At 61.4% G+C, this 25,588-nt stretch carries 23 protein-coding genes; 15 read left to right on the forward strand and 8 right to left on the reverse strand.

Features of this window, described 5'->3' with window-relative positions; translation table 11 throughout:
* Positions 1-12 precede the first annotated feature (12 nt).
* Complete coding sequence (locus FVE66_RS15390) at positions 13-1,662, reverse strand: FAD-dependent oxidoreductase (protein WP_151448332.1); 1,650 nt, start codon at positions 1,660-1,662, stop codon at positions 13-15.
* A 13-nt stretch (positions 1,663-1,675) separates the two neighbouring features.
* The gene (locus FVE66_RS15395) at positions 1,676-2,656 is read right to left on the reverse strand and encodes a Bug family tripartite tricarboxylate transporter substrate binding protein (protein ID WP_151448333.1); all 981 of its coding nucleotides are present in this window, start codon (positions 2,654-2,656) and stop codon (positions 1,676-1,678) included.
* Positions 2,657-2,851: 195 nt separating this feature from the next.
* Here FVE66_RS15395 and FVE66_RS15400 point away from each other — a divergent pair, with 195 nt between their 5' ends.
* Together FVE66_RS15400 and FVE66_RS15405 are read left to right on the forward strand one after the other, a co-directional pair.
* On the forward strand, positions 2,852-3,823 hold the full coding sequence (locus tag FVE66_RS15400; protein WP_151448334.1) for a Bug family tripartite tricarboxylate transporter substrate binding protein: 972 nt from the start codon (positions 2,852-2,854) through the stop codon (positions 3,821-3,823).
* Between the two features lie 45 nt (positions 3,824-3,868).
* Positions 3,869-5,095: an FAD-dependent monooxygenase gene (locus tag FVE66_RS15405; RefSeq protein ID WP_151448335.1), complete on the forward strand. Its 1,227-nt coding sequence runs from the start codon at positions 3,869-3,871 to the stop codon at positions 5,093-5,095.
* 68 nt (positions 5,096-5,163) lie between these two features.
* Here FVE66_RS15405 and FVE66_RS15410 read toward each other — a convergent pair whose 3' ends face one another.
* The 3 genes from FVE66_RS15410 to FVE66_RS15420 are packed head-to-tail and all read right to left on the reverse strand — an operon-like array spanning position 5,164 to position 7,203.
* The gene (locus tag FVE66_RS15410; RefSeq protein ID WP_194164401.1) at positions 5,164-5,667 is read right to left on the reverse strand and encodes a hypothetical protein; all 504 of its coding nucleotides are present in this window, start codon (positions 5,665-5,667) and stop codon (positions 5,164-5,166) included.
* Positions 5,636-6,949 carry an RNA helicase RhlE1 gene (locus tag FVE66_RS15415; protein ID WP_151448337.1) on the reverse strand — a complete coding sequence of 438 codons (1,314 nt, stop codon included), beginning with the start codon at positions 6,947-6,949 and terminating at the stop codon, positions 5,636-5,638. The genes FVE66_RS15410 and FVE66_RS15415 overlap by 32 nt, the downstream gene beginning before the upstream one ends.
* Before the next feature lie 41 nt (positions 6,950-6,990).
* Entirely contained in the window at positions 6,991-7,203 is a 213-nt protein-coding gene (locus tag FVE66_RS15420) for a hypothetical protein (RefSeq protein ID WP_151448338.1), read from the reverse strand.
* A gap of 200 nt (positions 7,204-7,403) precedes the next feature.
* On the opposite strand from FVE66_RS15420, the gene FVE66_RS15425 reads away from it, so the two are divergent.
* Genes FVE66_RS15425 through mnhG form a run of 6 tightly spaced genes read left to right on the forward strand, consistent with a single transcriptional unit; the run spans position 7,404 to position 13,428 of the window.
* A complete protein-coding gene (locus FVE66_RS15425; protein ID WP_151448529.1) occupies positions 7,404-10,307 on the forward strand; it encodes a monovalent cation/H+ antiporter subunit A in 2,904 nt (967 codons plus the stop codon).
* Entirely contained in the window at positions 10,307-10,651 is a 345-nt protein-coding gene (locus FVE66_RS15430; RefSeq protein WP_151448339.1) for a Na+/H+ antiporter subunit C, read from the forward strand. Before FVE66_RS15425 ends, FVE66_RS15430 begins: the two co-directional genes overlap by 1 nt.
* Before the next feature lie 26 nt (positions 10,652-10,677).
* Entirely contained in the window at positions 10,678-12,336 is a 1,659-nt protein-coding gene (locus tag FVE66_RS15435; RefSeq protein WP_151448530.1) for a monovalent cation/H+ antiporter subunit D, read from the forward strand.
* Positions 12,333-12,821 (forward strand): Na+/H+ antiporter subunit E, encoded by a 489-nt coding sequence (locus FVE66_RS15440; protein ID WP_151448340.1) that lies wholly within the window; start codon positions 12,333-12,335, stop codon positions 12,819-12,821. The genes FVE66_RS15435 and FVE66_RS15440 overlap by 4 nt, the downstream gene beginning before the upstream one ends.
* A complete protein-coding gene (locus FVE66_RS15445) occupies positions 12,818-13,096 on the forward strand; it encodes a K+/H+ antiporter subunit F (protein WP_151448341.1) in 279 nt (92 codons plus the stop codon). Before FVE66_RS15440 ends, FVE66_RS15445 begins: the two co-directional genes overlap by 4 nt.
* Complete coding sequence (gene mnhG, locus FVE66_RS15450; RefSeq protein ID WP_151448342.1) at positions 13,093-13,428, forward strand: monovalent cation/H(+) antiporter subunit G; 336 nt, start codon at positions 13,093-13,095, stop codon at positions 13,426-13,428. The genes FVE66_RS15445 and mnhG overlap by 4 nt, the downstream gene beginning before the upstream one ends.
* A gap of 123 nt (positions 13,429-13,551) precedes the next feature.
* Here the strand turns inward: mnhG and FVE66_RS15455 are convergent, their stop codons facing one another.
* Together FVE66_RS15455 and FVE66_RS15460 are read right to left on the reverse strand one after the other, a co-directional pair.
* Entirely contained in the window at positions 13,552-13,779 is a 228-nt protein-coding gene (locus tag FVE66_RS15455; protein WP_151448343.1) for a hypothetical protein, read from the reverse strand.
* A gap of 22 nt (positions 13,780-13,801) precedes the next feature.
* The gene (locus FVE66_RS15460) at positions 13,802-15,022 is read right to left on the reverse strand and encodes a 6-phosphofructokinase (RefSeq protein ID WP_151448344.1); all 1,221 of its coding nucleotides are present in this window, start codon (positions 15,020-15,022) and stop codon (positions 13,802-13,804) included.
* A 728-nt stretch (positions 15,023-15,750) separates the two neighbouring features.
* Here FVE66_RS15460 and FVE66_RS15465 point away from each other — a divergent pair.
* Together FVE66_RS15465 and FVE66_RS15470 are read left to right on the forward strand one after the other, a co-directional pair.
* On the forward strand, positions 15,751-16,950 hold the full coding sequence (locus tag FVE66_RS15465) for an ABC transporter substrate-binding protein (protein ID WP_151448345.1): 1,200 nt from the start codon (positions 15,751-15,753) through the stop codon (positions 16,948-16,950).
* 227 nt (positions 16,951-17,177) lie between these two features.
* Positions 17,178-17,879: a DUF4286 family protein gene (locus FVE66_RS15470; RefSeq protein WP_151448346.1), complete on the forward strand. Its 702-nt coding sequence runs from the start codon at positions 17,178-17,180 to the stop codon at positions 17,877-17,879.
* A gap of 30 nt (positions 17,880-17,909) precedes the next feature.
* Here the strand turns inward: FVE66_RS15470 and FVE66_RS15475 are convergent, their stop codons facing one another.
* Entirely contained in the window at positions 17,910-19,562 is a 1,653-nt protein-coding gene (locus FVE66_RS15475; RefSeq protein WP_151448347.1) for a sigma-54 interaction domain-containing protein, read from the reverse strand.
* Between the two features lie 743 nt (positions 19,563-20,305).
* On the opposite strand from FVE66_RS15475, the gene FVE66_RS15480 reads away from it, so the two are divergent.
* The 5 genes from FVE66_RS15480 to FVE66_RS15500 are packed head-to-tail and all read left to right on the forward strand — an operon-like array spanning position 20,306 to position 25,570.
* The gene (locus FVE66_RS15480) at positions 20,306-21,517 is read left to right on the forward strand and encodes a CaiB/BaiF CoA transferase family protein (RefSeq protein ID WP_241673243.1); all 1,212 of its coding nucleotides are present in this window, start codon (positions 20,306-20,308) and stop codon (positions 21,515-21,517) included.
* 44 nt (positions 21,518-21,561) lie between these two features.
* Positions 21,562-22,347 (forward strand): enoyl-CoA hydratase-related protein, encoded by a 786-nt coding sequence (locus FVE66_RS15485; RefSeq protein WP_151448349.1) that lies wholly within the window; start codon positions 21,562-21,564, stop codon positions 22,345-22,347.
* Between the two features lie 22 nt (positions 22,348-22,369).
* Positions 22,370-24,052: a class I adenylate-forming enzyme family protein gene (locus tag FVE66_RS15490; protein ID WP_151448350.1), complete on the forward strand. Its 1,683-nt coding sequence runs from the start codon at positions 22,370-22,372 to the stop codon at positions 24,050-24,052.
* 2 nt (positions 24,053-24,054) lie between these two features.
* Entirely contained in the window at positions 24,055-24,822 is a 768-nt protein-coding gene (locus tag FVE66_RS15495) for an enoyl-CoA hydratase/isomerase family protein (protein ID WP_151448351.1), read from the forward strand.
* Between the two features lie 4 nt (positions 24,823-24,826).
* A complete protein-coding gene (locus tag FVE66_RS15500) occupies positions 24,827-25,570 on the forward strand; it encodes an SDR family NAD(P)-dependent oxidoreductase (protein ID WP_151448352.1) in 744 nt (247 codons plus the stop codon).
* Positions 25,571-25,588 lie beyond the last annotated feature (18 nt).

Consider the following 25,588-nt stretch of genomic DNA (forward strand, 5'->3'; position numbering starts at 1 on the left):
TCACAAACCTCTTTATTTTCCGCTGACTTTTTTCAGCATTGATTCCGGATCGGCAGGCAGCTTGTCGCCGCGCCACGCGACATGTCCGTCCGGCCGTACCAGCACGTATTTTTTCTGGTAGACAGCGCACACGGCGGCATCGTCAACCGGGATGATTTCAAGGGCCCCGCCGACCACGCCGGCGCATTCCGCAAATTGCCTGGCGTCTCCACCGTCACCGTCGGCGCCCAGCACCAGCAGCACGTAACCGCGCCCGAACAGGTCCAGTGTCGACCGTCCGTCCTTCAGCCATGCATGCGGCGCACGGCAGCCAGGGCGGGACGTCGGCCAGTAGTTGACCGCATCCTCGTACTCGGCAATCAGTTGTTCCCGGCTCTCTGGTTCGTCATAGACATTGATCGGGGAATCGATGTAGCGGTTACCCAAGTGCATGTTCATCGAAAACCATTCCTGCCTCAGGCCTTCCGACATCGCCTGGCCCACCCGCCTGCGGATTTCCCGGCCTTCTTCACTGTCCTCGGCGATGCGGGCGCTGCTGGGTACCTTCTTCATGGTCTCCAGGTTGCTGGTCGAAAAGCGGGTGATGCGCCGGGCCACCGGGATGCGCTCGATGTCATACGCATCGAACAAGGCCGGCCCGCCCCAGCCCTCCAGCGTCGCCGCCAGCTTCCAGGACAGGTCGACGGCGTCGCCGATCCCGGTATTCATGCCGAGTCCGCCGGTTGGGGAAGTCAGGTGGCAGGCATCGCCGCAGATAAAGACACGGCCGTCGTGATAGCGCTCGGCCACCAGTTCGGCGCGCTGCCAGCGCAATACGCTCAGGATTTCGGGATCGAATGCGCGGCCCAGCGCCTTGCAGGCAAAGGCCTTCAGCTCTTCATCGGAATAGATCTTCTTGTCCTGGGCATTGCCAATGATGGACATGCGCCATTGGTCGCTGCCGTTGATGGCGACGATGGTCGCCCAGGTGCCCTCGGGCCCGACGAACATGTAGCGGTATCCCGGCGCCTTGTCGTGCAACCGGTTGAATTCCGGGCAACGGAAAATCACGTTGGTGGTATAGGTCAGCAAACCCTTGCCGTGCATCTCGATACCGAGCTGCTCACGCACGCGGCTCCTGCCGCCATCGCAGCCAACCAGATAGCGTGCACGGATGGTCAGCGTACGGCCGCTGTCGAGCTCGACCACTGTGGCTGTCACGCCGTCCTCATCCTGCTCAAAGGACTGGTACTCATGCCGGAACATGATCCGTGTGCCGGGCTGCGACTCTGCAAATTTTCGCAAGATCGGATCGAACATGTTCTGCGGGCAGCGTTCCCGTTTTTGCGGACTGCCCGGCGGCGGCATTTCGTCGCGCATCGACGGCATGGGTTGCCGTCCAAGTTCATAGCCGTTCAGGGACGTGAGGTAGACATTGTCCTGCGGGTAGTCGCGGTTGTAGGCGGACTGTTCGACATCGGAGACGATGCCCCAGCGCCGGCAAAATTCCATGGTCCTGATACCGACCATGTCCATCTTCGGCTGGAAAATCGCGCCATCGCCCTGGTCGATGACCAGGCATTGCCTGCCGCGCCATCCCAGGTCGCCTGCCAGCGCCAGCCCGACGGGGCCGGCGCCAATGATCAGGATTTCGGTTTCAATAATTGTTCGTGGTTCGTTCATCTGGGCGCTGCGATTACTGTGGTTTGATGTTTGCCGCCCGCACCATTTCTTCGGTGGACACCACGTCATCGCGAATCCTGGCTGCAAATTCCTCCGCGCTGCTGGCCACCATCTGCAGCCCCCTGGACGTCGCCTGTTTTTCGGTGAATGCCCGATTTTTCAGGACTGCAGTAACGTCGGCGTTGAGCTTGTTGATGATGGCGGGTGGTGTACCGGCCGGCGCAAACAGCCCGTACCAGATCGACGCCCGCAGATACGGGAATCCTTGTTCCGCGGTGGTGGGCACATCGGGGAACTGGGCGGCGCGGCGGCGGCCTGCAATTGCCAGCGGCTTCAGCCGGTTCCCGCGCAGCAGTTCACCCGCGACACCGGGACTGCCGGTGGCCAGTTGCACTTCGCCGGCCACGGTGGCGGCGATCATCGGGGCCACACCTTTGTACGGCACGTGCACGAAATCCAGCCCCTCGCGTTTGTTCAACATGCCATACACCAGCACCGGCTGGCTGCCGTCACCGAACGAGCCGAAGTTCAGGCTGCCGGGCTGGCGCTTCGCCAGGGCAACCAGCTCTTTCAGATTGTTCGCACGTACCCCGGGATGCGCCAGCAGGAGGTGATCTGCTTCCGCCATCAGGGTCACGGGAATGAAGCTCTTTTCCGGATCGTAGGGAAGCGACTTGTACAGGAAGCGATTGGAGACCACGGTCTGGTCGATCGTGGCAAGCAGAGTCAGGCCATCCGGTCTTGCGCGGGCCACCGCGTCCGCGCCGATCAGGGTGCCGGCGCCACCCTTGTTCTCGATCACAACCGGCTTGCCCCACTGCGTGCTCAGCTCGGCTGCCAGCGCGCGCACCATCACATCGATGCCACCACCGGGTGGAAAGGGCACCACGATCGTGACCAGCTTGTCGGGGAATGTCTGGGCAAGCACCGGTGCGGCCAGCGCCATCGCGCCGACGGCCAGCAAGCTGCGGAAAATCGTTCTACGTACGTTCATCAGTCTCTCGTCCCTGGAAAAATGCACCTTGAATTGCTGCCGGCATGGGGATAGCGGCACGCTCCAATTAGTTGGCGCTTGGATTTGTTTCGTGTATCGTAGCCGAAACCAATTTAAATGAATAGTCTATTTGCAGAGCGAATTAAATATCAAACTCGAATCAGCCCCAGGCTGAAATAAAAATGGAGACTGCACATGAAGTTGACTGTCCTTGCCACGCGCATCGTCGGATGTGTTTTCGCTGTGCTCGCCCTTTCCGCGCACGCCCAGAAATATCCGAACAAACCGATCAACTTCATCGTGCCGTACCCGCCGGGCGGCATTGCCGACACCTACGCGCGGGCACTCGGCCAGCGCCTGTCGGACCGTCTTGGGCAACCGGTCATCATGGACAACAAGCCAGGTGGCAGCCTGATCGTTGGCACACAGGCCGCCGCCAAGGCGGCACCGGACGGCTACACGCTGCTGCTGGCCAGCGTCTCCAGCCTCGCCATCAACACCAGCGCCTTCAAGACGCTGCCCTATGATCCCGTCAAGGATTTCGCCCCGGTCTCGCTGGCGTTTTATACGCCGCTGTATCTGATGGTCAACCCCAACCTGCCGGTGAAATCGGTAAAGGATCTGGTGGCGCTGGCCAAGTCCCAACCGGGAAAAATGAGCTTCGCTTCACTTGGCCACGGCACTTCGCTGCATCTGGCTGGCGAGATGTTCAAGAATCTTGCCGGGATCGACCTGCTGCATGTGCCTTTCAAGGGAACGACGACCGCACTGCCCGACCTGCTGGAGGGCCGGGTCGACATGATCTTTGATGGTGGTGCATTCCTGCCGCACGCAGCGGCCGGCAAACTGCGCCTGCTGGGGGTGACCAGCCCGGTCCGGGCCAGCGCCCTGCCGCAGGTAGCGACAATGGCTGAATCCGGTGTCCCGGGCTACGATCTCGTGATCTGGTTCGGCGTGGTCGCGCCGGCAGGCACGCCCAGGGCGATCGTCGATCGGCTGACCGCGGAGATCAACGAGATTGCCAAGGAACCTGGCTACAAGGAGCGCCTGACCTCCAGCGGCGCCGAACCGATCGGCACAACGCCCGAGGCTTTCTCCCAGTTGATTGCAAAAGACACGCCGAAATGGGGCAAGCTGCTGCGCGATGCCGGCATCCAGCCGCGTTGATAACCCTCGCAGCGATAGCACCATGATTTTATCCGGGAGAATTTGATGGCACGAACAACACGGGTGGCAGTAGTCGGTGGCGGACTTGGAGGATTGACCGCAGCACTGGCGCTGATTGCACGGGGATTTGACGTCACCGTATATGAGCAGGCGCATGAGCTAGGCGAGATTGGCGCCGGCGTTCAATTGGCACCAAATGCGATGAAGGTGTTGATGGCCCTTGGGCTGGAAAAGCAGGTCCTGAGCGCAGCATTCGAACCGGATGCGCATGTAGTGCGCAACTGGAAGACCGGCAGCATCACCGCGACCACGCAGATGAAGGGGGTGTATCACCAGCAGTTCAATGCCGGCTACTACACCTTCCACCGGGCCGACCTGCATGCCGTCCTGGTGAAGGCTTTACCGACCGAGCGGGTAAGGTTGAGCTCGAAATGTACGGGCGTGCGCAACGTTGGCGACAAGGCTGTGCTCGATTTCACCGATGGCACCCAGGTCGAGACCGACGTCGTGATCGGCGCTGATGGCATCCACTCGGTCATACGCCAGAGCCTGTTCGGCGACCAACCGCCCCGCTTCACGGGAGTCGTCTGCTGGCGCGGCCTGGTACCGACTTCGTCCTTGCCGCCCGACCTGGTCAGCAAGGACATGACGGCCTGGTTCGGGCCGCACTCCACCATCGTCACCTACTACGTACGAGGCGGCGAAATGGTCAACTGGGCTGCATTCTTCGAGCAGGACTGGCGTCAGGAATCATGGCGCATCGAAGGCGACAAGGGCGAAGTCCTGGAAACTTACAAGGACTGGCATCCGGCAATCAATCAGCTGGTATCCAAGACCGAGCGCCTCTACAAATGGGCTTTGTTCGACCGTGAACCCCTGCCCCAATGGACCGAGGGGCGGATCACCCTGCTCGGCGACAGCGCCCATCCGATGTTGCCGTATCTTGCCCAGGGTGCGTGCATGGCAGTGGAAGATGGCTATGCGCTGGCACTTGCGCTGGAGCGCCATCCCGACAACGTCACTCTGGCCCTGAAAGAATACGAAGCCGAACGCCGCCCGCGCACTGCCCGGGTCCAGCTTAACTCGCGCGCAAGGGCCAGGATCAACCAGCTCGAATCCCCCTTGTCACGGTGGAAGCGCGATATCGGCTATGCCATCAAGAAATTCATCAATCCCGCCAAACACACCTACGGCGTGGAGTGGATCTACGGCCACGACGTGACGGAGAACAAGGGTCCGGAACGGACGAGCGGTTTGGCGGGCAGCAGGTAAAACAGTGGGAGGGGGCAGCTAGCGAGACGTCTCATTGATATCGAGTCTGACCCCAAATTCCGAACCGGCTAGGATATCTTCCGAAACCCGCCCTCGATCCACGCCTCGGCGCTTGCCGCACTCAATTTGAACGTCGGCGCCACGCGCACCTGGGCCAACTGCTCACCGGCGGCGTCGTGCGCAGCCAGCAGTGCATACGGGTCGTCCTCATCCGGGACGATATCCAGCGTCACCTCGACGGAACCGGAATCTACCGTCACTCTTACGCTTTTGTGCAGTATCGCGTGCAACTGCTGCTCATGCCGCCGCAAGACTTCCGACGCCGTTTTTACCAGGGTCCGGAAGGCCGCTCCGTCCAGCGGCTTGGGATTCTTCTTGTCCCGCCCCATGGTCCAGGGGCCGACCAGCGCAGGCTCGGCCTCGCCGTCCTTGATCATCTCGACCGCCCAACCTTCGTCGTCTTCGTTCTTGATGACACGCGCGGTCCAGCCGACCTCACGCCAGAGCCTGGGCTCCTGGATGCTTGCGGCAGTGTCAATTTCACTTTGGTCGTCGGCTTCGTTTTGCGTCATTTCGTTTTGCGTCATTTCGTTTTGCGTCATTTCGTTTTGGAGCATTCTTTGCTTCCCGATTCGGGACAGTAGTAAAAGCCTTGGCTTTCTTGGGTTTCTTCGGCTTCTTGATCACCTGGCCGCCGGCATCGGTCAGGGGTACGCGGTGGTCCGGCAGGAACCCGATCTCCTCGACTCTCGGCAAGATTTTCCCGGTCAGGGTTTCGATCGCCGCCAGCAGCTGCACCTCGTCGGCGCATACCAGCGAGACCGCTTCGCCGGTGGCGCCGGCACGGCCGGTGCGGCCGATGCGGTGGATGTAGTCTTCGGCAACGATGGGCAAGTCAAAGTTGACCACCACGGGCAAATCGTCGATGTCCAGTCCGCGTGCGGCAACGTCCGTAGCCACCAACAACTTCACTTCGGCAGCCTTGAAACGTTCCAGTGCGCGCAAACGAGCGGGTTGCGGCTTGTCGCCATGGATGGAGTCGGCGCTGATGCCCTGCGCAAGCAAGGTCGCGACCAGCTGATCGACGCCCTTGCGGGTTTTCACGAACACCAGCACCTGGCCCCAGCGCTTCTTCTTCAACAAATGAAGGAACAGCTCGTCCTTGCATTTCTTGTCAACCGGAATCACCCACTGCCTGACGCTCTTGGCCGCGGCATTGCGCCGATTGACTTCAATGACCAGCGGGTCAAGCAGAAGTTTGCCGGCCAGGGTGCGGATCGCTTCGGAGAAGGTCGCGGAAAACAGCAGCGTTTGCACCCGCCTTGGCAGCTCGGCCAATACCGCATCGAGCTCGCGCGAGAAGCCCAGGTCGAGCATGCGGTCAGCCTCGTCCAGCACCAGCGTCTGCACCTGATTGAACTTGACCGCATTCTGGCTATACAGGTCGAGCAAGCGGCCGGGTGTGGCGACCAGCACGTCAAGGCCTTTTCGCAGCGCCATCATCTGCGGGTTGATGCTGACCCCGCCGTATGCAACCGCCGTGCGCAAACTCAGGTTCTTGCCGTATTGAACAAAAGATTCATGCACCTGCACGGCCAGTTCGCGGGTTGGCACCAGCACCAGTACGCGTACTGCATTGCTGGCGACCGGCGCCGTCTGGGCCGCCAGCCGTTGCAGCAGCGGCAGGGCGAAGCCCGCTGTTTTTCCGGTACCGGTTTGCGCGGCCGCCATCAGGTCGCGCCCGGCCAGCACGGCGGGAATCGCCTGCGCCTGTACCGGCGTGGGGGTCTTGTAGTCGAGCGTATCGAGAGCGCGCAGTAGCGGGTCTATCAGGCCAAGTGAGGCGAACTTCATCGGATTGGGAAAACCTGGGAAATAGGTGCGGTTAAGTACGGTCAGGTACGGTTCGATGCTTGATCCGACAGCATGCCGGAGCGGCCGCCGCCAGGAATGATTTTCGGACCCGAAGCCTGTTTTTGCCAGATATTGAGCAAGGACAAGCCGGGCCTCCCCCTGAATTCACCGGCGTCGCCGCCAAACACTTCATGGATGTTGCGATTGTACTGGCCTGGCCCGGCAGATGCTCCGATTTCCGCCGTCGTCGACATGGCTCCATCATCCTGTACAAGGTATTATCGGCCCTTCAACAAGAGCGCCGTGCCCCTGATGTCACCAGCCCGCTCCAATACGGAGCAAGGGCATGCCCTGCCTCCGGTTAACGTGCAGGCGCGATTGCAGCTCGATCCAAGGGACACACGATATGAATTACCCGTTGTCGTTGCCGATATCGCTGCCGATGTCGTTACCGATTTCGCTCATTGCCCTGCTGATTGTCCCGTTCATCGGTAGCGCAATTGCCGCGCTACTGCCGACCAGTGCCCGCAACCTTGTGTCGCTGTGGGCGGGGGTCGTTGCACTCGCTGTCGCCGTGCCCTTGGCGCTGCTCTATCCGGAGGTGGCCAATGGCGGGGTCGTCACCGAGACGCTGGCATGGCTGCCGAGCATGGGCATCGATATCGCCGTGCGCATTGATGGCTTCGCCTGGATGTTCGCGATGCTGGTCACCGGCATGGGCCTGCTGGTGGTCATCTACGCGCGCTATTACCTGTCCCCGGAAGATCCGGCAGCACGCTTCTATTCGCTGTTGCTGGGCTTCATGGGTGCCATGTTGGGTGTGGCGGTGTCAGGCAACCTGATCCAGCTGGTGGTGTTCTGGGAACTGACCAGCGTTTTTTCATTTCTCCTGATCGGCTACTGGTACCACCGCAAGGATGCACGGCGCGGCGCACGCATGGCGTTCACCGTCACCGCCGCGGGCGGGCTTGCCCTGCTGGCAGGAGTGCTGGTGCTGGGCCACATCGTTGGAAGCTACGAGCTCACCGCCGTGCTGGCTGCAGGCGACCTGATCCGGCGCCATGAACTGTACCCACTGATGCTGGGCCTGGTCCTGCTGGGCGCGCTGACCAAGAGCGCCCAGTTCCCCTTCCATTTCTGGCTGCCGCACGCGATGGCCGCGCCGACTCCGGTGTCGGCCTACCTGCATTCGGCGACGATGGTCAAGGCCGGCGTTTTCCTGCTCGCCAGGCTGTGGCCGGTACTGTCGGGCACCGACCTGTGGTTCTGGGCAGTCGGCGGCGCCGGACTCGCCACGCTGCTGGTGGGCGCCTATTCGGCCATGTTCCAGAACGACCTCAAGGGACTGCTGGCCTACTCGACCATCAGCCATCTGGGGCTGATCACGCTGCTGCTGGGCCTGAACAGCCCGCTGGCAGCAGTGGCGGCAGTGTTCCACATGATGAACCACGCGCTGTTCAAGGCCTCGCTTTTCATGTCGGTGGGCATCATTGATCACGAGACCGGCACGCGTGACATGCGTCGGCTGGACGGCCTGTACCGCTGCATGCCGATCACGGGCACGCTGGCCATCGTGGCCTGCGCCGCGATGGCAGGTGTGCCTTTGCTGAACGGCTTCCTGTCCAAGGAAATGTTCTTCGCCGAGACCGTGTTCGTTTCCTCCCATCCATGGGTGGAGATCGGCCTGCCGGTGGCAGCCACGCTGGCCAGTGTCTTTGCAGTGGTCTATTCGCTGCGTTTCGGTCATGGCGTGTTCTTCGGTCCGCGCTCACGCCCGCTGCCGCGCGAGCCGCACGAGCCGGTGCACTGGATGCGTGTGCCTGTAGAGCTGCTGGTGCTGGCCTGCATCGTGGTCGGCATGTTTCCGGCCTGGGCAGTCGGACCGGTGCTGGCCACCGCCGCACTACCGGTGACGGGCGGCACGCTACCCGGGTACAGCCTCGCCGTCTGGCATGGATTCAACACGCCGCTGGTGATGAGCCTGATCGCCACGGTCGGCGGGACTGCCGCCTACCTGGCGTTCGCCTCCCGCTTCAGGCAGCGCCTTGGCAGGGCTGCGCCGTTGATGCCCGTCAGCGGCAAGCGATTGTTCGAGCGCTCCTTGAGCGCGCTGACCATGCTGGCACGGCGGCTGCTGCGGGTGGCAGGTACGCGGCACCTGCAAGCACAGCTTTTATGGATGCTGATCATCGCCAGCGGGGTAGCCCTGATGTCGGCACTGATCGTGCCCATGACCTGGGGCGACCGCGCCCGCGTGCCCGCCACGCCCGAGTTCGTGTTGCTGTGGGTCCTTGCCGGGGCCTGCGCCATCGGGGCTGCCTGGCAGGCAAAGTTCCACCGCCTGGCGGCACTGGCGATGCTCAGCGTGGTGGGCCTGTCCCTGTGCATCACCTTCGCCTGGTTCTCGGCGCCGGACCTGGCCCTCACCCAGCTCGCGGTTGAAGTCGTGACCACCGTCCTGTTCCTGCTTGGCCTGCGCTGGATGCCAAAGCGGGTTGTGCAGGATGACCCGCGCAGCAGCGGCCGTTCGAGTTGGCGCCGGCGGCGCGACCTGGTGCTGGCGCTACTGATCGGGACCGGCCTGGCGGCATTGTCTTACGCATTGCTCACGCGCCAGGCGCCCTTGAGCATCTCGCCATTTTTCATCGAGCAGGCGCTGCCGGCTGGCGGCGGCACCAATGTCGTCAACGTCATGCTGGTTGACTTCCGGGCTTTCGACACGCTCGGCGAAATTACCGTACTGGGCATCGTCGGACTGACGATCTACGCGCTGTTGCGGCGCTTCCGTCCGCCACGCGAGACGATTGCCATTCCCGAGCAGCAGCTGGCCGGCGCTGACCATGGAGGCCAGGACCTGGTCCAGCCCATCTGGTCGGCAGGCGCAGTCCCCGGCTATCTGGTGGTGCCGGCAGTGCTGACACGGCTGCTACTGCCGATGGCCTGCCTGTTCGCGCTCCACCTTTTCCTGCGCGGGCACAACGAACCAGGTGGTGGATTCGTCGCCGGACTGGTCGTGTCGATCGCCTTCCTGGCCCAATACATGGTCAGCGGCACGCGCTGGGTCGAGGCGCACATGAACCTGCGGCCGCCACGTTGGATTGCCTTCGGCCTGATGGTGGCGCTGGCTACCGGCCTGGGTTCGCTGATGTCCGGCTTCCCGTTCCTGACTACCCATACCGCACACTTCTCCGTGCCCGGACTGGGCGAAATCCATATACCGAGCGCCGCCTTTTTCGACCTCGGCGTATTCGCGGTGGTAGTCGGATCGACGCTGTTGTTATTGACCGCGATGGCGCACCAATCGCTGCGCGCCCCGCGTTCGCACGCGGTTCCGGAACGAGTCAGGGGAAGCACCTGATGGAACTCGTGATCTCTCTCGCCATTGGTGTCATGACCGGCGCCGGCGTGTGGCTGGTACTGCGGCCCCGCACCTTCCAGGTCCTGATCGGACTATCGCTGCTGTCCTACGCCGTGAACCTGTTCATTTTCAGCGTCGGCAGCCTGTCCATCGACAAGGAGCCGATCGTCAAGCCGGGCATGGCCGCAAATCTCGCCAACTACACCGACCCGCTGCCGCAGTCGCTGGTGCTGACGGCCATCGTGATCGGTTTTGCCACCACGGCACTGTTCCTGGTCGTGCTGCTGGCGCTGCGCGGCCTGAGCGGCGGCGACCATGTGGACGGGCAGGAGGAACAGCCGTGACGGCGACCATGCTCTCGACACTGCCGATGCAGCACCTGATTGTCGCCCCGGTGCTGTTGCCGCTGGCCACAGCCGCGCTGATGCTGATCCTGGGCGAAGGACGACGGCCGGTCAAGACACTGATCAACCTGGTCTCCACGCTGGCCGGGCTGGCGTTGGCAATCACGCTGCTGATGTGGGTGGATGGCCAGGATGCCGCCGGCGCCTTCGGCATCTACCTGCCCGGCAACTGGCCGGTGCCGTTCGGTATCGTGCTGGTGGTGGATCGCTTGTCGGCCCTGATGATCGTGCTGACCGGATGCGTTGGCATGGCGGCGCTGCTCTATGCCACTGCACGCTGGCATCAGGCCGGCGTGCACTTCCATGTCCTGTTCCAGTTGCAGTTGATGGGACTGTACGGCGCCTTCCTGACGGCCGACCTGTTCAACCTGTTCGTGTTCTTCGAAGTGCTATTGGCCGCCAGCTACGGGCTGCTGATGCACGGCGGCGGCAGCGCCCGTGTTCGTGCCGGCCTGCACTACATTGCCATCAACCTGATTGCTTCGCTGCTGTTCCTGATCGGCGTAGCGGTGCTGTATGGCGTGACCGGCACGCTGAACATGGCGGACATTGCACAAAAGTTGCCCCAGGTGCCCGACAGCGACCGCGGCCTGCTGCACGCCGGCGCAGCCATCCTCGCCGTTGCGTTCCTGGCCAAGGCGGCGCTGTGGCCCCTGAATTTCTGGCTGCCGCCGGCCTACTCGGCAGCAAGCGCGCCGGTCGCAGCACTGTTCGTCATCCTGACCAAGGTAGGGGTCTACGCAATATTGCGCCTGTGGACCCTCTGCTTCCCGGCCAGCGCCGGCGAGTCGGCGCTGTTTGGCAGCCAGTTCCTTGTGGCGGGAGGGCTGGCGACACTGGCCTTCGGCTCGCTCGGCATGCTGGCGGCGCAGCAGGTCGGCCGCCTGGCAAGCTACAGCATCATTGCTTCTGCCGGTACGCTGATCGCGGCAATCGGCTTCGACCAGCCGGCGCTCAGCGGCGGCGCCTTGTTCTACCTTGCCAGTTCGACCCTGGCCGGATGCGCCCTATTCCTGCTGGTCGAGCTGCTGGATCGGGCACGCCAGGTCGAAGACACACCGCACCGTGTCGACGACGGCCGGCCGGCCTTGCCATTTTTCGCGGATACCGAGCCGCGGCTCGACGTCAACCCGGACGCCAACCTGGACGAGAATGAAGAGACGCTCATCGGCCGGGCAATTCCTGCGGCGCTGGCTTTCCTGGGCGTGACGTTCACAGTCTGCGCGCTGGTAGTCACCGGACTTCCGCCGCTTTCCGGCTTCGTCGGCAAGCTGGCCATGCTGTCCGCCCTGCTTGACGTGCATACCGCTGCCGCCTGGGCATTTTTCGGATTGCTCATCGTGTCTGGCCTGTTCGCAGCCATCGCGCTGGTCAGGGTGGGGATGCGACATTTCTGGACATCGCAGCCCCTGACCGCGCTGCGGCTGCGCGTCGTCGAAACCCTGCCGATCGGGCTGCTGCTGGCTGCCTGCGTATTGCTTGCGGTGCGGGCCGAGCCGGCGCTGGCATACATGCGCGCCACCGCCGAGTCCCTGCACCAGCCTAGCCGCTACATCGACGCCGTGATGACGGCCAAGCCGTGGCAAAGCATATCGAAAGCCCAAGCCACGGAAGGCAAACCATGAAACGCTGGCTGCCCTCCCCCTTTCTATCGGCCGGCCTGCTGGTCATGTGGCTGATGCTGAACCAGACCATCAGCCCGGGCCACATTCTGCTGGGCGCCATCTTCGCCATTGCCATCCCCCTGCTGACCGCACCCCTGCGTCCGGCAGGCGGGCCAATACGCCATCCGCTGGTACTGGCGCGCCTGATCCTCACGGTTGGCGCCGACGTGGTGCGGTCCGCGCTGCAGGTCGGCTGGGGCATCTGGCGCGTACGCAGCGATCCGCCACGCGGCAGCTTCGTGGCAATACCGCTCGACCTGCGCGACGAGCATGCGCTTGCCGCGCTGGCGATGATCGCAGCCGTCATTCCAGGCACCGTCTGGTCAGAACTCGCTGTCGACCGCAGCGTCGTACTGATGCATGTTTTTGACCTCGACGACGAAGCCACTTTCATCCAACACTTCAAGGAGCGGTACGAACTGCCGCTGAAGGAGATCTTCGAATGAGTCCATTGTTATCCTGGGCAATCACGATAACGCTGGTGCTGTACGCGCTGGCCATGGGTCTGGGAGTGATGCGGCTGATGCGCGGCCCGACTGCGCAGGACCGCGTGCTGGCGCTGGACTTCCTGTATATCGTCGGCATGCTGGTCATGCTGGTGATGGCCATCCGTTACGACAGCAGCATGTACTTCGAAGGCGCGCTGCTGATGGTCCTGTTCGGCTTTGTCGGATCAGTGGCACTGGCCAAGTTCCTGCTCCGCGGGGAGGCCATCGAATGATTCCCGCCAGCGAGATCATCGTTTCGGTGCTGCTGCTAGGAAGCGGCGCGATCGTGCTCACGGCCGGACTGGGCCTTTGGCTGCTGCCGGACTTTTTCGCCCGCATGCATGCCCCCTCACTCGCATCAACGCTGGCGGCCTGGATCGTGACGCTCGCTTCCATCGTGCACTTTTCCACGCACACCGGTGCGCTGTCGCTGCATGGTTGGCTGATCATCATCGTGCTGTCCATCACCGCCCCAGTGACCACCATCGTGCTCGCCCGCGCCGCACTGTTTCGCCGGCGCCACGCCGGCGACCCGCTGCCGCCGCCGCTGCAAGCGAAGGAGTGATCCGGGGTCAGGTATTGACTTTTACTGCACAAACGTTCGGTAGTGATCCGGGGTCAGGTCTTGACTTTTACTGCACAAACGTTCGGTAGGGCACAGGTCAAGACCTGACCCCATATTTTCGAGCTATAACGGTGCTGTGGTCCGGATCGCGGTAACACGGCTAATGACGAACTCTCCATCCACCACGACCCTGTGCGGGACGCCAACGATATTGAAGCCTGGTCCGCCATCGTCAAGCCAGATCCTTGCCAGCGCGTCGAAATCCTCGGGCGCCAACTGAAGCATCCGGGCAGTAATGACGAAGCGTGCTCCAGCCTTCTGCTTTCTTACAAACTCATCCATCGAAGTCATACACCCCCTTGTTCCAGGCTCATCAGCGCGGCGCATTCCGCATTTTCACAACCGGATTGTGCCGCAACCGGAACGCATCCGGCATACCTGAACCCAGCAGCGGGCGCAGGTACATGCGGAATGCATCCGTGATATCGGTGCCGCTTGCCGCAATGAACTCATCTTCCATTACCCGCGTCTTGCCGGCCACCTCGTCCAGTGCCAGCAATTCATAGTCGACCGAGTAAAAACCGGTGCGCTTGATTGCCACCGATCCGTCACGGTTGCCCCACATTGCAAACTGAACGGCTTTTTCGCCGACCTCGCGCGCTTCGCGTTGGTCCACATCGGAGACGCAGCCGATAAATGAACGCTGCAAATATCCGAAGGTATCGCCCCGAACGCGCCTGATGTTCAACTTGGACTTGATCTCTTCGCACAATAAATCCGCCAGAGCGCCCGTGCCGGAGAGCTGCACATTGCCGTGCGCGTCGTGCTCCAGGTTCTTCGCGAGCAGAGTGGCAACCGGGACGCCCGAGGTGTCGTGGATACCCTCGGAAACCGCAATGACGCAACGCCCGTAACGTTCATACGTTGCCTTGACGTCAGCCAGGAATTTTTCGAGCACGAAGGTGCGTTCCGGCAGATAGATCAGATGCGGTCCGTCTTCAGGAAACTTCTTGCCCAAGGCCGAGGCCGCGGTCAGGAAGCCGGCGTGGCGGCCCATGACAACGCCCACATAAACCCCGGGCAAGGATGCGTTATCCAGGTTGGCGCCGGCAAAAGCCTGCGCCACAAAGCGTGCGGCGGACGGAAATCCGGGCGTGTGATCGTTACCGACCAGATCGTTATCGATCGTTTTCGGGATGTGGATGCACCGTAGCGGATAGCCTGCCTTTTGCGCTTCGAGGCTGACAATGCGCACCGTATCCGACGAGTCGTTGCCGCCAATGTAGAAGAAGTGCTCGATCTCATGCGCGCGCAGAACCTGAAAAATTTCCTGGCAATACTTGAGATCCGGCTTGTCGCGCGTGGAGCCCAATGCGGAAGAAGGCGTGTTCGCCACCAGTTCCAGGTTGTGGCTGGTTTCCTGGGTCAGGTCGACAAACTCTTCGTTCACAATGCCTCGTACGCCATGAAGCGCACCGTAGACCCGCTCAACATTCCGAAAGCGACGCGCTTCCAGTGCAACGCCTGCCAGCGATTGGTTAATCACCGCGGTCGGGCCGCCGCCTTGGGCGACCAGGATCTTTCCAGAAGGCATTTCGTTTCTCCTCTATCGATTGTTGAATCGCTGATCGATCATCTCAAAGCTGGCCATGAGCGGGTTGAAGTGCGACAGGAGTCGGGTGGGGTCTGGTCTTGACTTTTACTGCACAAGCGTTCGGTACGGGACAAGCAAGACCTGAGCCCATCATCCCACCCTGGCAGCGTTCAGTGAAGGTGCCGATTCGGCTCGCCTCGTCGAATCTTGAGGTCAGCCAAAGGACAAACTTGGCTTAGGCATGGATGGAAGAAAGAGGTGGAAATTCCGCGCATGGCGAGCATTTCATCGACCTTGCCAGGATTCCCTGCGTAAGCCTCGTCCCGAAAACGATTGATCGGCTCCATGACCGCGACGGCCGTGCCGATACAGGCGCTCACGTCCACGGTGCTGGTACGCGCCAGAGCAAGGCGTGGCCCGGCAGGCGGATGATGGTGGCAATCAGGCGCTTGCATCCAGCGCACGCGAGTCGCGCAAGAAAGACACCTTGTGTTTCCATGGCAGACACAAGCCCTTGCCTGAGGTGTATTCCCCGAGGACAGAATGCCGGCGGAAGTGCGGATTCCGCCTTTCCCACATATGGAATGGAATTTGCAATGGATATGCGGCGCCATCGGCCCCTGATGTGGATCACAGTGCCGATGGGATGTTTCGTAGAGATGCAGGTCAGGGGCACCGGGCTTGCGTACAGCACTCTGGATATCACAACCAATAACGAGGGGACATAAATGAAGCAAACCTTACGCGCCGCGGTCGTCGCCGCATCCATTCTTCCCGGATGCGCACTTGCCCAGATATCTGACGATATCGTCAAGATCGGGGTCATCGTCGACAAGACCGGTGTCTATTCGACCAACGGTGGCCCGGGCGCGGTAAAAGCCGTCGAAATGGCAATCAAGGATTTTGGCGGCAAGGTCAACGGCAAGCCGATCCAGATGGTCAATGCCGACTATCAGAACAAGGTCGACGTCGCCATGTCCAAAGCACGCGAGTGGATCGACCGCGACAAGGTCGACATGATCATCGAATCGACCGATTCAGCCGCCGCGATCGCGATGCAAAAACTGGGCGCGGACAAAAAACGCGTGATGATCTTCGCCGGTTCCGCAACGACTGCGCTGACCAACAAGGAATGCTCGCCTTACGGCATCCACTACGTGTATGACACGTACGCGCTGGCTACCGGCACCGGTCGCGCGATCACGCAGGAAGGCGGCGACAGTTGGTTCTTCATTACCGCGGACTATGCGTTTGGTCACTCGCTTGAACGGGATACCGTCAAGGTCGTGAAAGAGTTGGGCGGCAAGGTGACGGGCGCGATCCGCCATCCGCTTTCCGATTCCGACTTCTCTTCCTATCTGGTGCAGGCGCAGGCTTCGAAAGCCAAGGTCGTCGGCCTGGCCAACGCGGGCAAGGACATGCAGAACTCGGTGCGTCAGGCGGCCGAGTTCGGACTGACCAAGGGTCCGCAAAAACTGGCTACCTTGCTGGTGTTCGATGCTGACATCAAAGGACTGGGGCTGCAGGCGGCGCAGGGCCTCATGTTCACCACCGGTTTCTACTGGGACTACAACGACGAGACCCGTGCCTGGGCCAAGCGCTTTTATGCCGAGACCAAGTACATGCCGACCATGATCCAGGCCGGCGTCTACTCCGCGACAATGCACTATCTGAAGTCGATCCAGGCGACCGGCACCGACAACGCCGACGTGGTAATGAAGAAGATGAAGGCGACCGAGATCAACGACTTCTTTGCCAAGGGCGGAAAGATCCGCTCGAACGGCCGCATGGTGCATGACATGTACCTGGCCGAAGCCAAGAAACCGTCGGAATCGAAGGGCGAATGGGACATCATCAAAATCAATCGTGTGATTCCCGGCGAGCAAGCGTTCCAGCCACTGAGCGAGAACACCTGTCATTTGAAGTGAAGTGTCGGCATCGGGTGCAGAGTGAACGCACCCCGATGCCGCGAGCATCTGGCCGGATTCATATTTCATGACCGGCCAGCTTGATTGCCCCCGAGCGGCTGCCGAATCGGTGCCTGCCCGCTACCCCATGCCTTGGCCAGGTGGTTCTCAGCGGCCCGCGCAGAGGCGGCAGCCATGAGGGTGGGCCGATTTTCATCGTCCATGCACTACCCGCCATGAGAAACGAAATGCCCAGCACGACGCCAATTGAAACCGAAAGCGGCAATGCCCCTGGCGTGCTCCTGGTCCTCAATGACATCCTCGAGAACGTCGAGCTTGAGTTCAATCGCTGGTATCTGGAACAGCATCTTCCCGAACGGCTGGCGATCGACGGCTTCAAGAGAGCCCGACGCTACAAGGCAGTCGATGGACAGCCGGCTTACATGACGGTGTATGACTGCGACTCGGTTCAGGTACTGGCCTCGCCCGCCTACCGCGAGCGACTTGCAAATCCGACGGCATGGACAAACCAGATCATGCCGTGTTTCCGAAACATATTGCGTGCGGCCTGCCAGGAGAGTTGGTCGGCCGGCGAAGGCATGGGCGGCGCCGCGATCGTGGTGCAATGCAAACCAATCCATGGCATGGAAACCGAGGCGCGCCAATACATCACGGAAAGCCTGGCGCCTTTCCTTTTGCAATCAGACTGCGTGGTGCGTATCGCACTGTGGGAAGCCGATGCCGCAATCACCGACCAGCCCTGCGAGGAAATCGATTTGCGCGGGGCAAAAGACAATGGAGCCCACTGGATCCTGTTCATCGAGAGCTACGACCTTGCGCAACTGGCGCTCGTGCTGCATTCGCGCATCCTGAGCGGCGACGGTGCCGCCTCCGGATTATTGATCGGCTCATGGCTTCGCTACCAGCTCATTTGCGAAAGGGCCGCCTGATCGGCCGACCAGGCGGTTGTCAGCGCCCAGTCATTCTTGCGGCAGCTTCTTGTACAGGTAAGCCCGGGAAATGCCCAGGTCCTCGGCCACCTTTTTCTTGTTGCCGCGGTGCCGCAGCATCGCATCGCGGATCATGGCTCGTTCCATCACGTCGATGGCGTCCTGAATTTTCCCGGTCGGCGTCGGCGTGGGGATCGTGACAGGCGGTAGCTGCTGCTCATTCGACTGGGCCGGCTGCGCCTGAATGGACTGGCTCGTCAAAGCACGGAAATTGCTGATGGTGATTTCCGGTCCATCACAGAAAATCGCCGCTTTCTCCACCTCGTGCAACAACTGCCTGACGTTGCCCGGCCACGGGAGTTCGCGCAGGTAGTCGCATACGCGGCTGTCTACCCGCTTGACACTGGTGCGCTGTCGTTCGGCGAAGGCGACCAGGAAGCTTTTCACGAGATCGGGGATATCTTCCAACCGCTCGCGCAGGCTAGGCATGCGGATGGTGACACCGCTGATACGGTAATACAGGTCGAGACGGAAATCGCCCGAGCTGATCATTCCCTGGAAATCGCGGTTGCTGGCGCAGATCAGGCGAAAATCGGAATGACGCTGGCGGTCGCCGCCCACCCTTTCGAACATCCCGTCCTGCAAGACGCGCAGCAGCTTGACCTGGATTTCCGGTGGCATGTCGCCGATCTCATCGAAAAACAGCGAGCTGTGATCCGCGAGTTCGAACTTGCCTTTGCGCCCTTTTCTTTCGGCGCCAGTGAACGCGCCGGCTTCGTAGCCAAACAATTCGCTTTCGACCAAACCGCTGGGAAGCGCCGCCGCATTTACAAAAACCATGGTGTTCTCGTTGCGCGGACTCAGCGCGTGCATCGCATGCGCGGCCAGTTCCTTGCCTGTGCCGCTTTCACCGACGATCAGCACCGGCACATGGAGTGGCGCCACCTTGATGATGTCCGCTTTCAACTGGCGGATGGCCTCGCTGTTCCCTACCATTTTTTCCAGGCCATAGGAACGGCGCTTGATGCCGGACAGCTCATTGCGGTAGAACTCGACTTCCGAGCGCAGCTTGGTGACTTCGGCGCTGAGTTCGTGCACGGTGTCCGGGCCTTTGAACATGACCCGACCAATGGCGCCCAGCGTCTTTCCGTTTTCCACGATTGGTATGCGCGCCACCACCCTGGTCACGCCGCCCATTTCCTGCAACTTGCCAATCTCCGCTTTGCCTGAGCGGACGACTTCCTGCAGATTCGTATTCTCGATTACCTCAGTGACGTGCTTCCCTCTCGCTGCGCCGCGCTTGATACCGAAAAACTCTTCATGAACGGGCGGAATGTACTTGACCCGTGCCTGCGCGTCCACGACGACCATGGACTCGTACGGACTGGTCAGGAAGTAGTTGAAGATCGCGTGCGCGAAGTCGACGCTGGCGACAAAATCGAAAAAGGTCGGATCGGCGGTCGCCGGCTGGATAAAAAACACCGTGACGTCCTCGGCGCAACGGTAGCTCGCGATCAGACGCAACTCTCCCTCGAGCGCAACCATTCCCTGTTGGCGCTTCTTTGACAATTCCTGAAGCAGTCTCTTCTGGATGGATGGGTCGCACGCAAACCCGGTGGCGCTGAGGATCGCTCCCTTGGGATCGGCAAGCAGGATGCCGAATGCCGTTATGTCTCGCTTCATATTTTGTTTATTCTGAAAACAGGATAATTTTTTTGATTGTCTCGCAAAAATACACTTTTGTCCGACCGTTCATTCGCCGTCGCACACAATGCCCGGCCCCAATCGCATGACAATCCCGGACGCAAAGTACCCAAGATCGGCGGCATGCCGCCGATCATCAACAGACAGTTCCAGCGGAAGATTGGCCAGAATGTGCAAGGCCGTGATGGTGCTCGACGAATCCGGGAAACAGTCCATGCATCGCTCAGCACGAATCAAGCCAGGAAAGGGCCGCCCGGAACCCGAAGTCAAAATTAAAAACCCCGGCATCGACGTCACGCCATGTCCGAAAACCCTCAGCAGATCCGAGTCGCCGCTCGAGCGGCATCGTGTACGGGTCGCATGGAAGTCCGGTAGCACTGAGGATCACTCACTCTGGATCGACAGGCAGGATGCCAAGTGCCAATATGCGTCACTCCAGATTGTGTCTGATTCAAAAACAGGATGACTAAATTGACTGCCTCCGGCAAATACACTTTTGCCCGGTGATGAGTTCCCGCTCGCAGAAAAAATCATCAACTTGCAGACGCAGTCATGCTGCATTTTTTCGGAGTAATTGAAGGGCGCGCCGGGCGCAGGACCCGTTCAGCACCAGATGCGGCGCAAGGAATAATTCATGGTTCCAAAGACGGGCACAGATGTTGCTCAACGACAGTCTAGCCCCACAGACCAGCCACCTTTAATCCATGCTACCTGCTGACAAATTGCCCCCACCGGAACCTGGAGAACCACTCAAGCTGCTCGACGGCATACGCGTCCTTGATCTCACCACATCTGTCGCCGGCCCCTATGCGACGCTATTGCTTGCGGACCTCGGTGCCTCGGTGGTCAAGGTCGAACGGCCGGGCCGCGGCGACGACGCCAGGTCGTGGGGCCCGCCATTCCTCGACGGCGAGTCGCTCTGGTTCCTGAGCGTCAACCGCAACAAGGAAAGCATCACGCTCGACTACTCGAATCCGGCAGGACTGGAGGTGCTGCATGCATTGATCGCCGTAGCGGATGTCGTCGTCGTGAATCAGGTAGCGCGCAGCCAGGAAAAGCTCGGCATCGATTACCAGACCGTGAAGGCGATCAATCCGAAGCTTGTCCATGTCTCCATCAGCGGCTTTGGCCTGACCGGCGCAAACAGCAACCAGCCGTGTTATGACCTGATCGCCGAGGGCTACAGCGGCGTCATGGATCTTACTGGCGAGATTGCCAGTGATCCCCAGAAGATCGGCACGCCTGCGGCGGACATGCTGGCGGGAACTGACGCGGCGCTCGCCACGATGGCAGCGCTGATCCGGCGCAACCAGACCGGAGAAGGACACGAAATCGACGTCTCGATGGTGGAAAGCATGACCCGCTTCATGGCGCCGCGCATCGTCCCCTACCTTGGTTCGGGAGAACTGCCGCGCCGTTCCGGCGGGAAGGACAGCGTGATTGCGATCTACCAGACCTTCAATACCGCGGACAACCCGCTTACCCTGGGCCTTGGCAACGACAATATCTGGCAGCGCTTTTGCGAAACCATCGGCCGGCCGGACATGGGTTCGGATCCCCGCTTCGCGGATAATGTCGGACGCCGCGCGGTGCGCGAGGAAATCGTGCGCGAAATCCAGGCCACCCTGCTGCAGCACCCAAGAAACCACTGGCTGACGCTGTTCGCGAAGGCGCGCATCCCGGCGGGGCCGATCAATCGCCTGGATGAAGTCGCCGACGACCCCACACTGCGGGAACGCGGCCTCCTGTTTTCCGCGCAGCGCAACGGCACCGCCGTCCCCCAGGTCGGCTTGGGCATCCAGTTCAACCGTAACAACCGGGTCTACCGCAAAGCTCCTCCGCGCCTGGGACAAGACAATCATGCGGTATTCTCATCATGGCTTTGCTGGGGCGATGAGCGAGTCCGGGAACTCGATAATTCCGGCCTGCTCTGACCAGGCCCCTGCCCTTACCATTTCAACTATCCGGAGACACATCCATGACACGACAATTCGAAACAATCATCTACGAAGAAGACGGCCCGATCGGGACCATCACATTGAATCGCCCGGCCAACGGGAACATGTTCAATGCCACCATGTGCCACGAAATCCGCGACTGCATCAATGACATTCGCCGCGAAACGCGCACACGAGTAATCGTCATCACGGGAGCCGGGGACAAGTTCTTTTGCATCGGCGGCGAGAAGACCGACATGGAGGACACCAACCTCTATGCAGGGGTACTGCCTGTTCTGGACATGTACGAAAGCATCGATCGCCTGCAGAAGCCGGTGATTGCGTCGGTCAACGGATTCTCGGTGGGTGGCGGTCATGTGCTGCACGTCGTGTGCGACCTGACGATTGCCAAGGAGAGCGCAATTTTCCGCCAGGTCGGTCCCATGATGGGGAGCTTCGACGCCGGCTACGGAACCTGGTACCTGGAAGACCTGGTCGGAAAGAAGAAGGCCAAGGAAATCTGGATGTTGAATCCGAAAATGACTGCCGCCGATGCGCTCGCAATGGGCCTGATCAACAAGGTCGTGCCGGATGATCAGCTCCAGGCAGCAACCCGCGAGATGGCGCTCGAACTCGCCAATCGCGGCGCGTTCGCGCTGGCCTCGATCAAGGCTGCATTCGGTGTCCGCCACGGCGGTGTCGGCGGAATGTCCCGCATGTCGCACGATCTGCTGTTGCGTCTCAATCTCGATACGGACGAGTCCAAGGAACTGGCGAAATCTTTCGCCGAGAAGCGCACTCCGGACGCATCGAAGTTCGGCCACTGAACGCGCGAATCGGATCGAAGGTATGAACACCATTCTTACCCTGCAGGACCCGCAACAAGCACGTTCGTATTACGCCGCCGGCGTGTGGCAGGATGACACCTTCTACTCGCTCCTGCAGCGTCACGCCAGGAATCAGCCGGATGCTTTCGCCATGCGCGACAGCGTCCAGCGGCTGAGCTGGGCCCAATTGCTCGAACGGACCGACGCGGTCGCAGCCGACCTCGAACAGGCAGGTTTGCGCAAGGGTTCGCGCGTTTCCATTTGGCTGCCCAACCGGGTCGAGGCGCTGCTGGTGTTCCTGGCCTGCTCGCGCAACGGATATATCTGCAATCCCTCCTTGCACCAGAACTACACGGTTGCGGAGATCGTCCAGTTGCTCGAGCGAATCCAGTGCGAGGCGTTTTTCGGCCAGAGCGGATACGGCGCCGATGCGAATCGGCCGGGCGTCGCCGCGCAGATCGGCGCGGTCGGAACACTGCGCCGGGTGTGCTGGCTTGCCCCGCACAACACGCAGGCCAGCGAGCCCGCCACATTCCCGCAGCCGAACGGAAAGCGGACCGCATCCGCGGCCGACAACAATCCGGACAAGGTGGTCTATCTGGCATTCACCTCCGGCACCACTGGCACGCCCAAGGCCGTCATGCACAGCGATAACACGCTGTTGGCCAACGGCCGCGCAATGGTCAGGGACTGGCGCCACGACGAGGGCACCGTCCTGCTCACCTTGAGCCCCATCAGCCACCACATCGGCACGGTGGCCCTGGAGCAAATGCTGGCCGCTGGCTTCGAGCTGGTGCTCAACGACCCGCCGGCGGGCATGCGGCCAATCGACTGGATCCTGGAAACCGGGGCGACCTACGTGATGGGCGTGCCGACGCACGCAATGGACATCCTGGCCGAGATGAACCAGCGCGGCATGGAACAGCTAGGCAAGGTCAAGGTGTTCTACATGGCCGGCGCACCCATCCCCACCGAAACGGCGCAAGCCTTCATTTCGCGCGGCATCCTGCCGCAGAACGTCTATGGCATGACGGAAAACGGATCGCACCAGTACACACTGCCGGAAGACGACGAGAAGACAATTGTCCAGACCTGCGGCCGCGCCTGCGATGCATACGACGTCCGTATCTGGAATGCCGAAAATCCCGACATCGAGGCGGCGCCCGGCGAAGTGGGCGAAATCGCCGGCCGGGGCGGCTGCCTGATGCTCGGCTACTTCGACAACCAGCGGGCCACGGAAACCTCGTTCAACGCACACGGCTGGTTCCTGAGCGGCGATCTCGGCGTGCTGGATGCCAATGGCTGCTTGCAGATCATGGGCCGCAAGAAGGACCTGATCATCCGGGGCGGCCACAACATCCATCCGGCCACGATCGAAAACCATGCCCTCACCCATCCGGCGATACTGAAGGCGGCTGCCTTCCCCGTCGCCGATGATCGCCTGGGGGAAAGGGTGTGCCTGGCGGTGATCGCCAATGAGGCTGGCGCACCCGAAGCGTATGCATTGCTCGCGCATCTGAACGAATCAGGCTTGTCGAAATTCGACATGCCGGAATACTTCATCGTGCTCGAACAGTTTCCGCTCACGCCCAGCGGCAAGATCCTCAAGCGCGAGCTGGTCGAGTGGGTCAGGCTGGGCCGCATCGCCCCCGCGCCGGTGCGCTGGAAAGCGCCCGCCCAAGCATCTTCAACAGAGGTCAAATAAACATGCCCATCACGCTTTCCTTCAAGGAAGAATTCGCAGTCCTGACAATCGATCGCCCGGAAGCGCTGAACGCGCTGAGCTTTTCGCTGATTCGCGAGATCGGGGCGCGCCTCGATGAAGTTGCCCGCTCGGATGCGCGCGCGCTGCTGGTCACGGGCGCCGGTCCGAAAGCGTTCTGCGCCGGGGCGGACATCACCGAACTGATGAACCAGCCTGCCGAAGCGCACAAACGCGGCATTGAACTGGGCCAGGGCGTGTTCTCGTCACTGCAGTCGCTGCCGATACCATCGGTTGCGATCATCAACGGCTTCGCGTTCGGTGGCGGTCTGGAGCTTGCGTTGTCGTGCACCTTCCGTCTTGCCTCGGAAAATGCCAAGGTGGGCCTGCCGGAGATCAAGCTGGGACTGATTCCCGGCTATGGCGGCACCCAGCGATTGTCGCGACTGGTCGGCGAAGCCCGTGCGATGGAAATGATCCTGACCGGCCGCACGGTGCGCGCCGACGAAGCGCTGCAAATGGGCTTGGTCAATCGCCTGGTAGAAGGCGATCCGGTCGACGCGGGCATGCGCTTCGCGCGCGAATTCACCTGCCACAGCCTGGCATCGCTGCGCCATGCCCGCGCTGCCGTCCATCGTTCCCTGCAGACCTCGCTTGCCGAAGGCCTCAAGATCGAGGCGGACCTCTCGACCCTTGCGTACCAGACGGCGGACGCCGCCGAAGGCATGACGGCCTTCCTGGAAAAACGCAAACCCAGCTTTCAGGACCGGTAACAACATGACGACAAAAGGCACCATCATCGTAACCGGCGCAAGCCGCGGCATCGGCGCGTCGATCGCCATCCATCTGGCCCGGCAGGGTTTCACCATTGCCTGCCTGACGCGCCGCGCCGAACTGCCACCAGCATGCAGTGCAGACCGCGAGGCGCTCGCCCGCTGCGTCGCCATTGCCTGCGATGTGACCAAGCCCGAAAGCATGCGCGCCGCGTTTGCCCAAGCCGCTGCGCTGGGCAAACCGGTCGTCGGAGTGGTCAACAATGCCGGCGTGCACCTGGAAGGGCCGAGCGACCGCTTCTCGCTGGAGGACTACGAAACCGTTTTCGCGACCAACGCAACCTCGGTATTCCTCGGCTGCCAGAACGCCTATCCGCACCTGCTAGCGGCGGGCGGCGGCCTGATCGTCAACATCGGATCATTCTTCGACAAGATGGGCGTCAAACGCAATCTTGCCTACTGCGCGTCGAAAGCCGCCGTGGGCGCCATCACGCGCTGTCTGGGCGTGGAATGGGCCAGCAAGGGCATTCGCGTGATGGATATTGCGCCGGGATACATCTCGACCGACCTGAACAAGGAAAGCATGGAAGGTCCGTTGAAGGAATTCCTGGAAAAACGTATCCCCGGTCGCAAACCCGGGACGGCGGAAGACGTCGCCAAGCTGGTGGCTGCACTGTTCACGATCGATTCCCCATTCCTGACCGGCGAAACGATTTACATCGACGGCGCGCATGCAATCGCGCACTGAACCAAGGTCCCGACTCCT

The sequence above is a fragment of the Lacisediminimonas profundi genome (assembly GCF_008831265.1).
In the GTDB taxonomy this organism is placed as follows: Bacteria; Pseudomonadota; Gammaproteobacteria; order Burkholderiales; family Burkholderiaceae_D; genus Lacisediminimonas; species Lacisediminimonas profundi.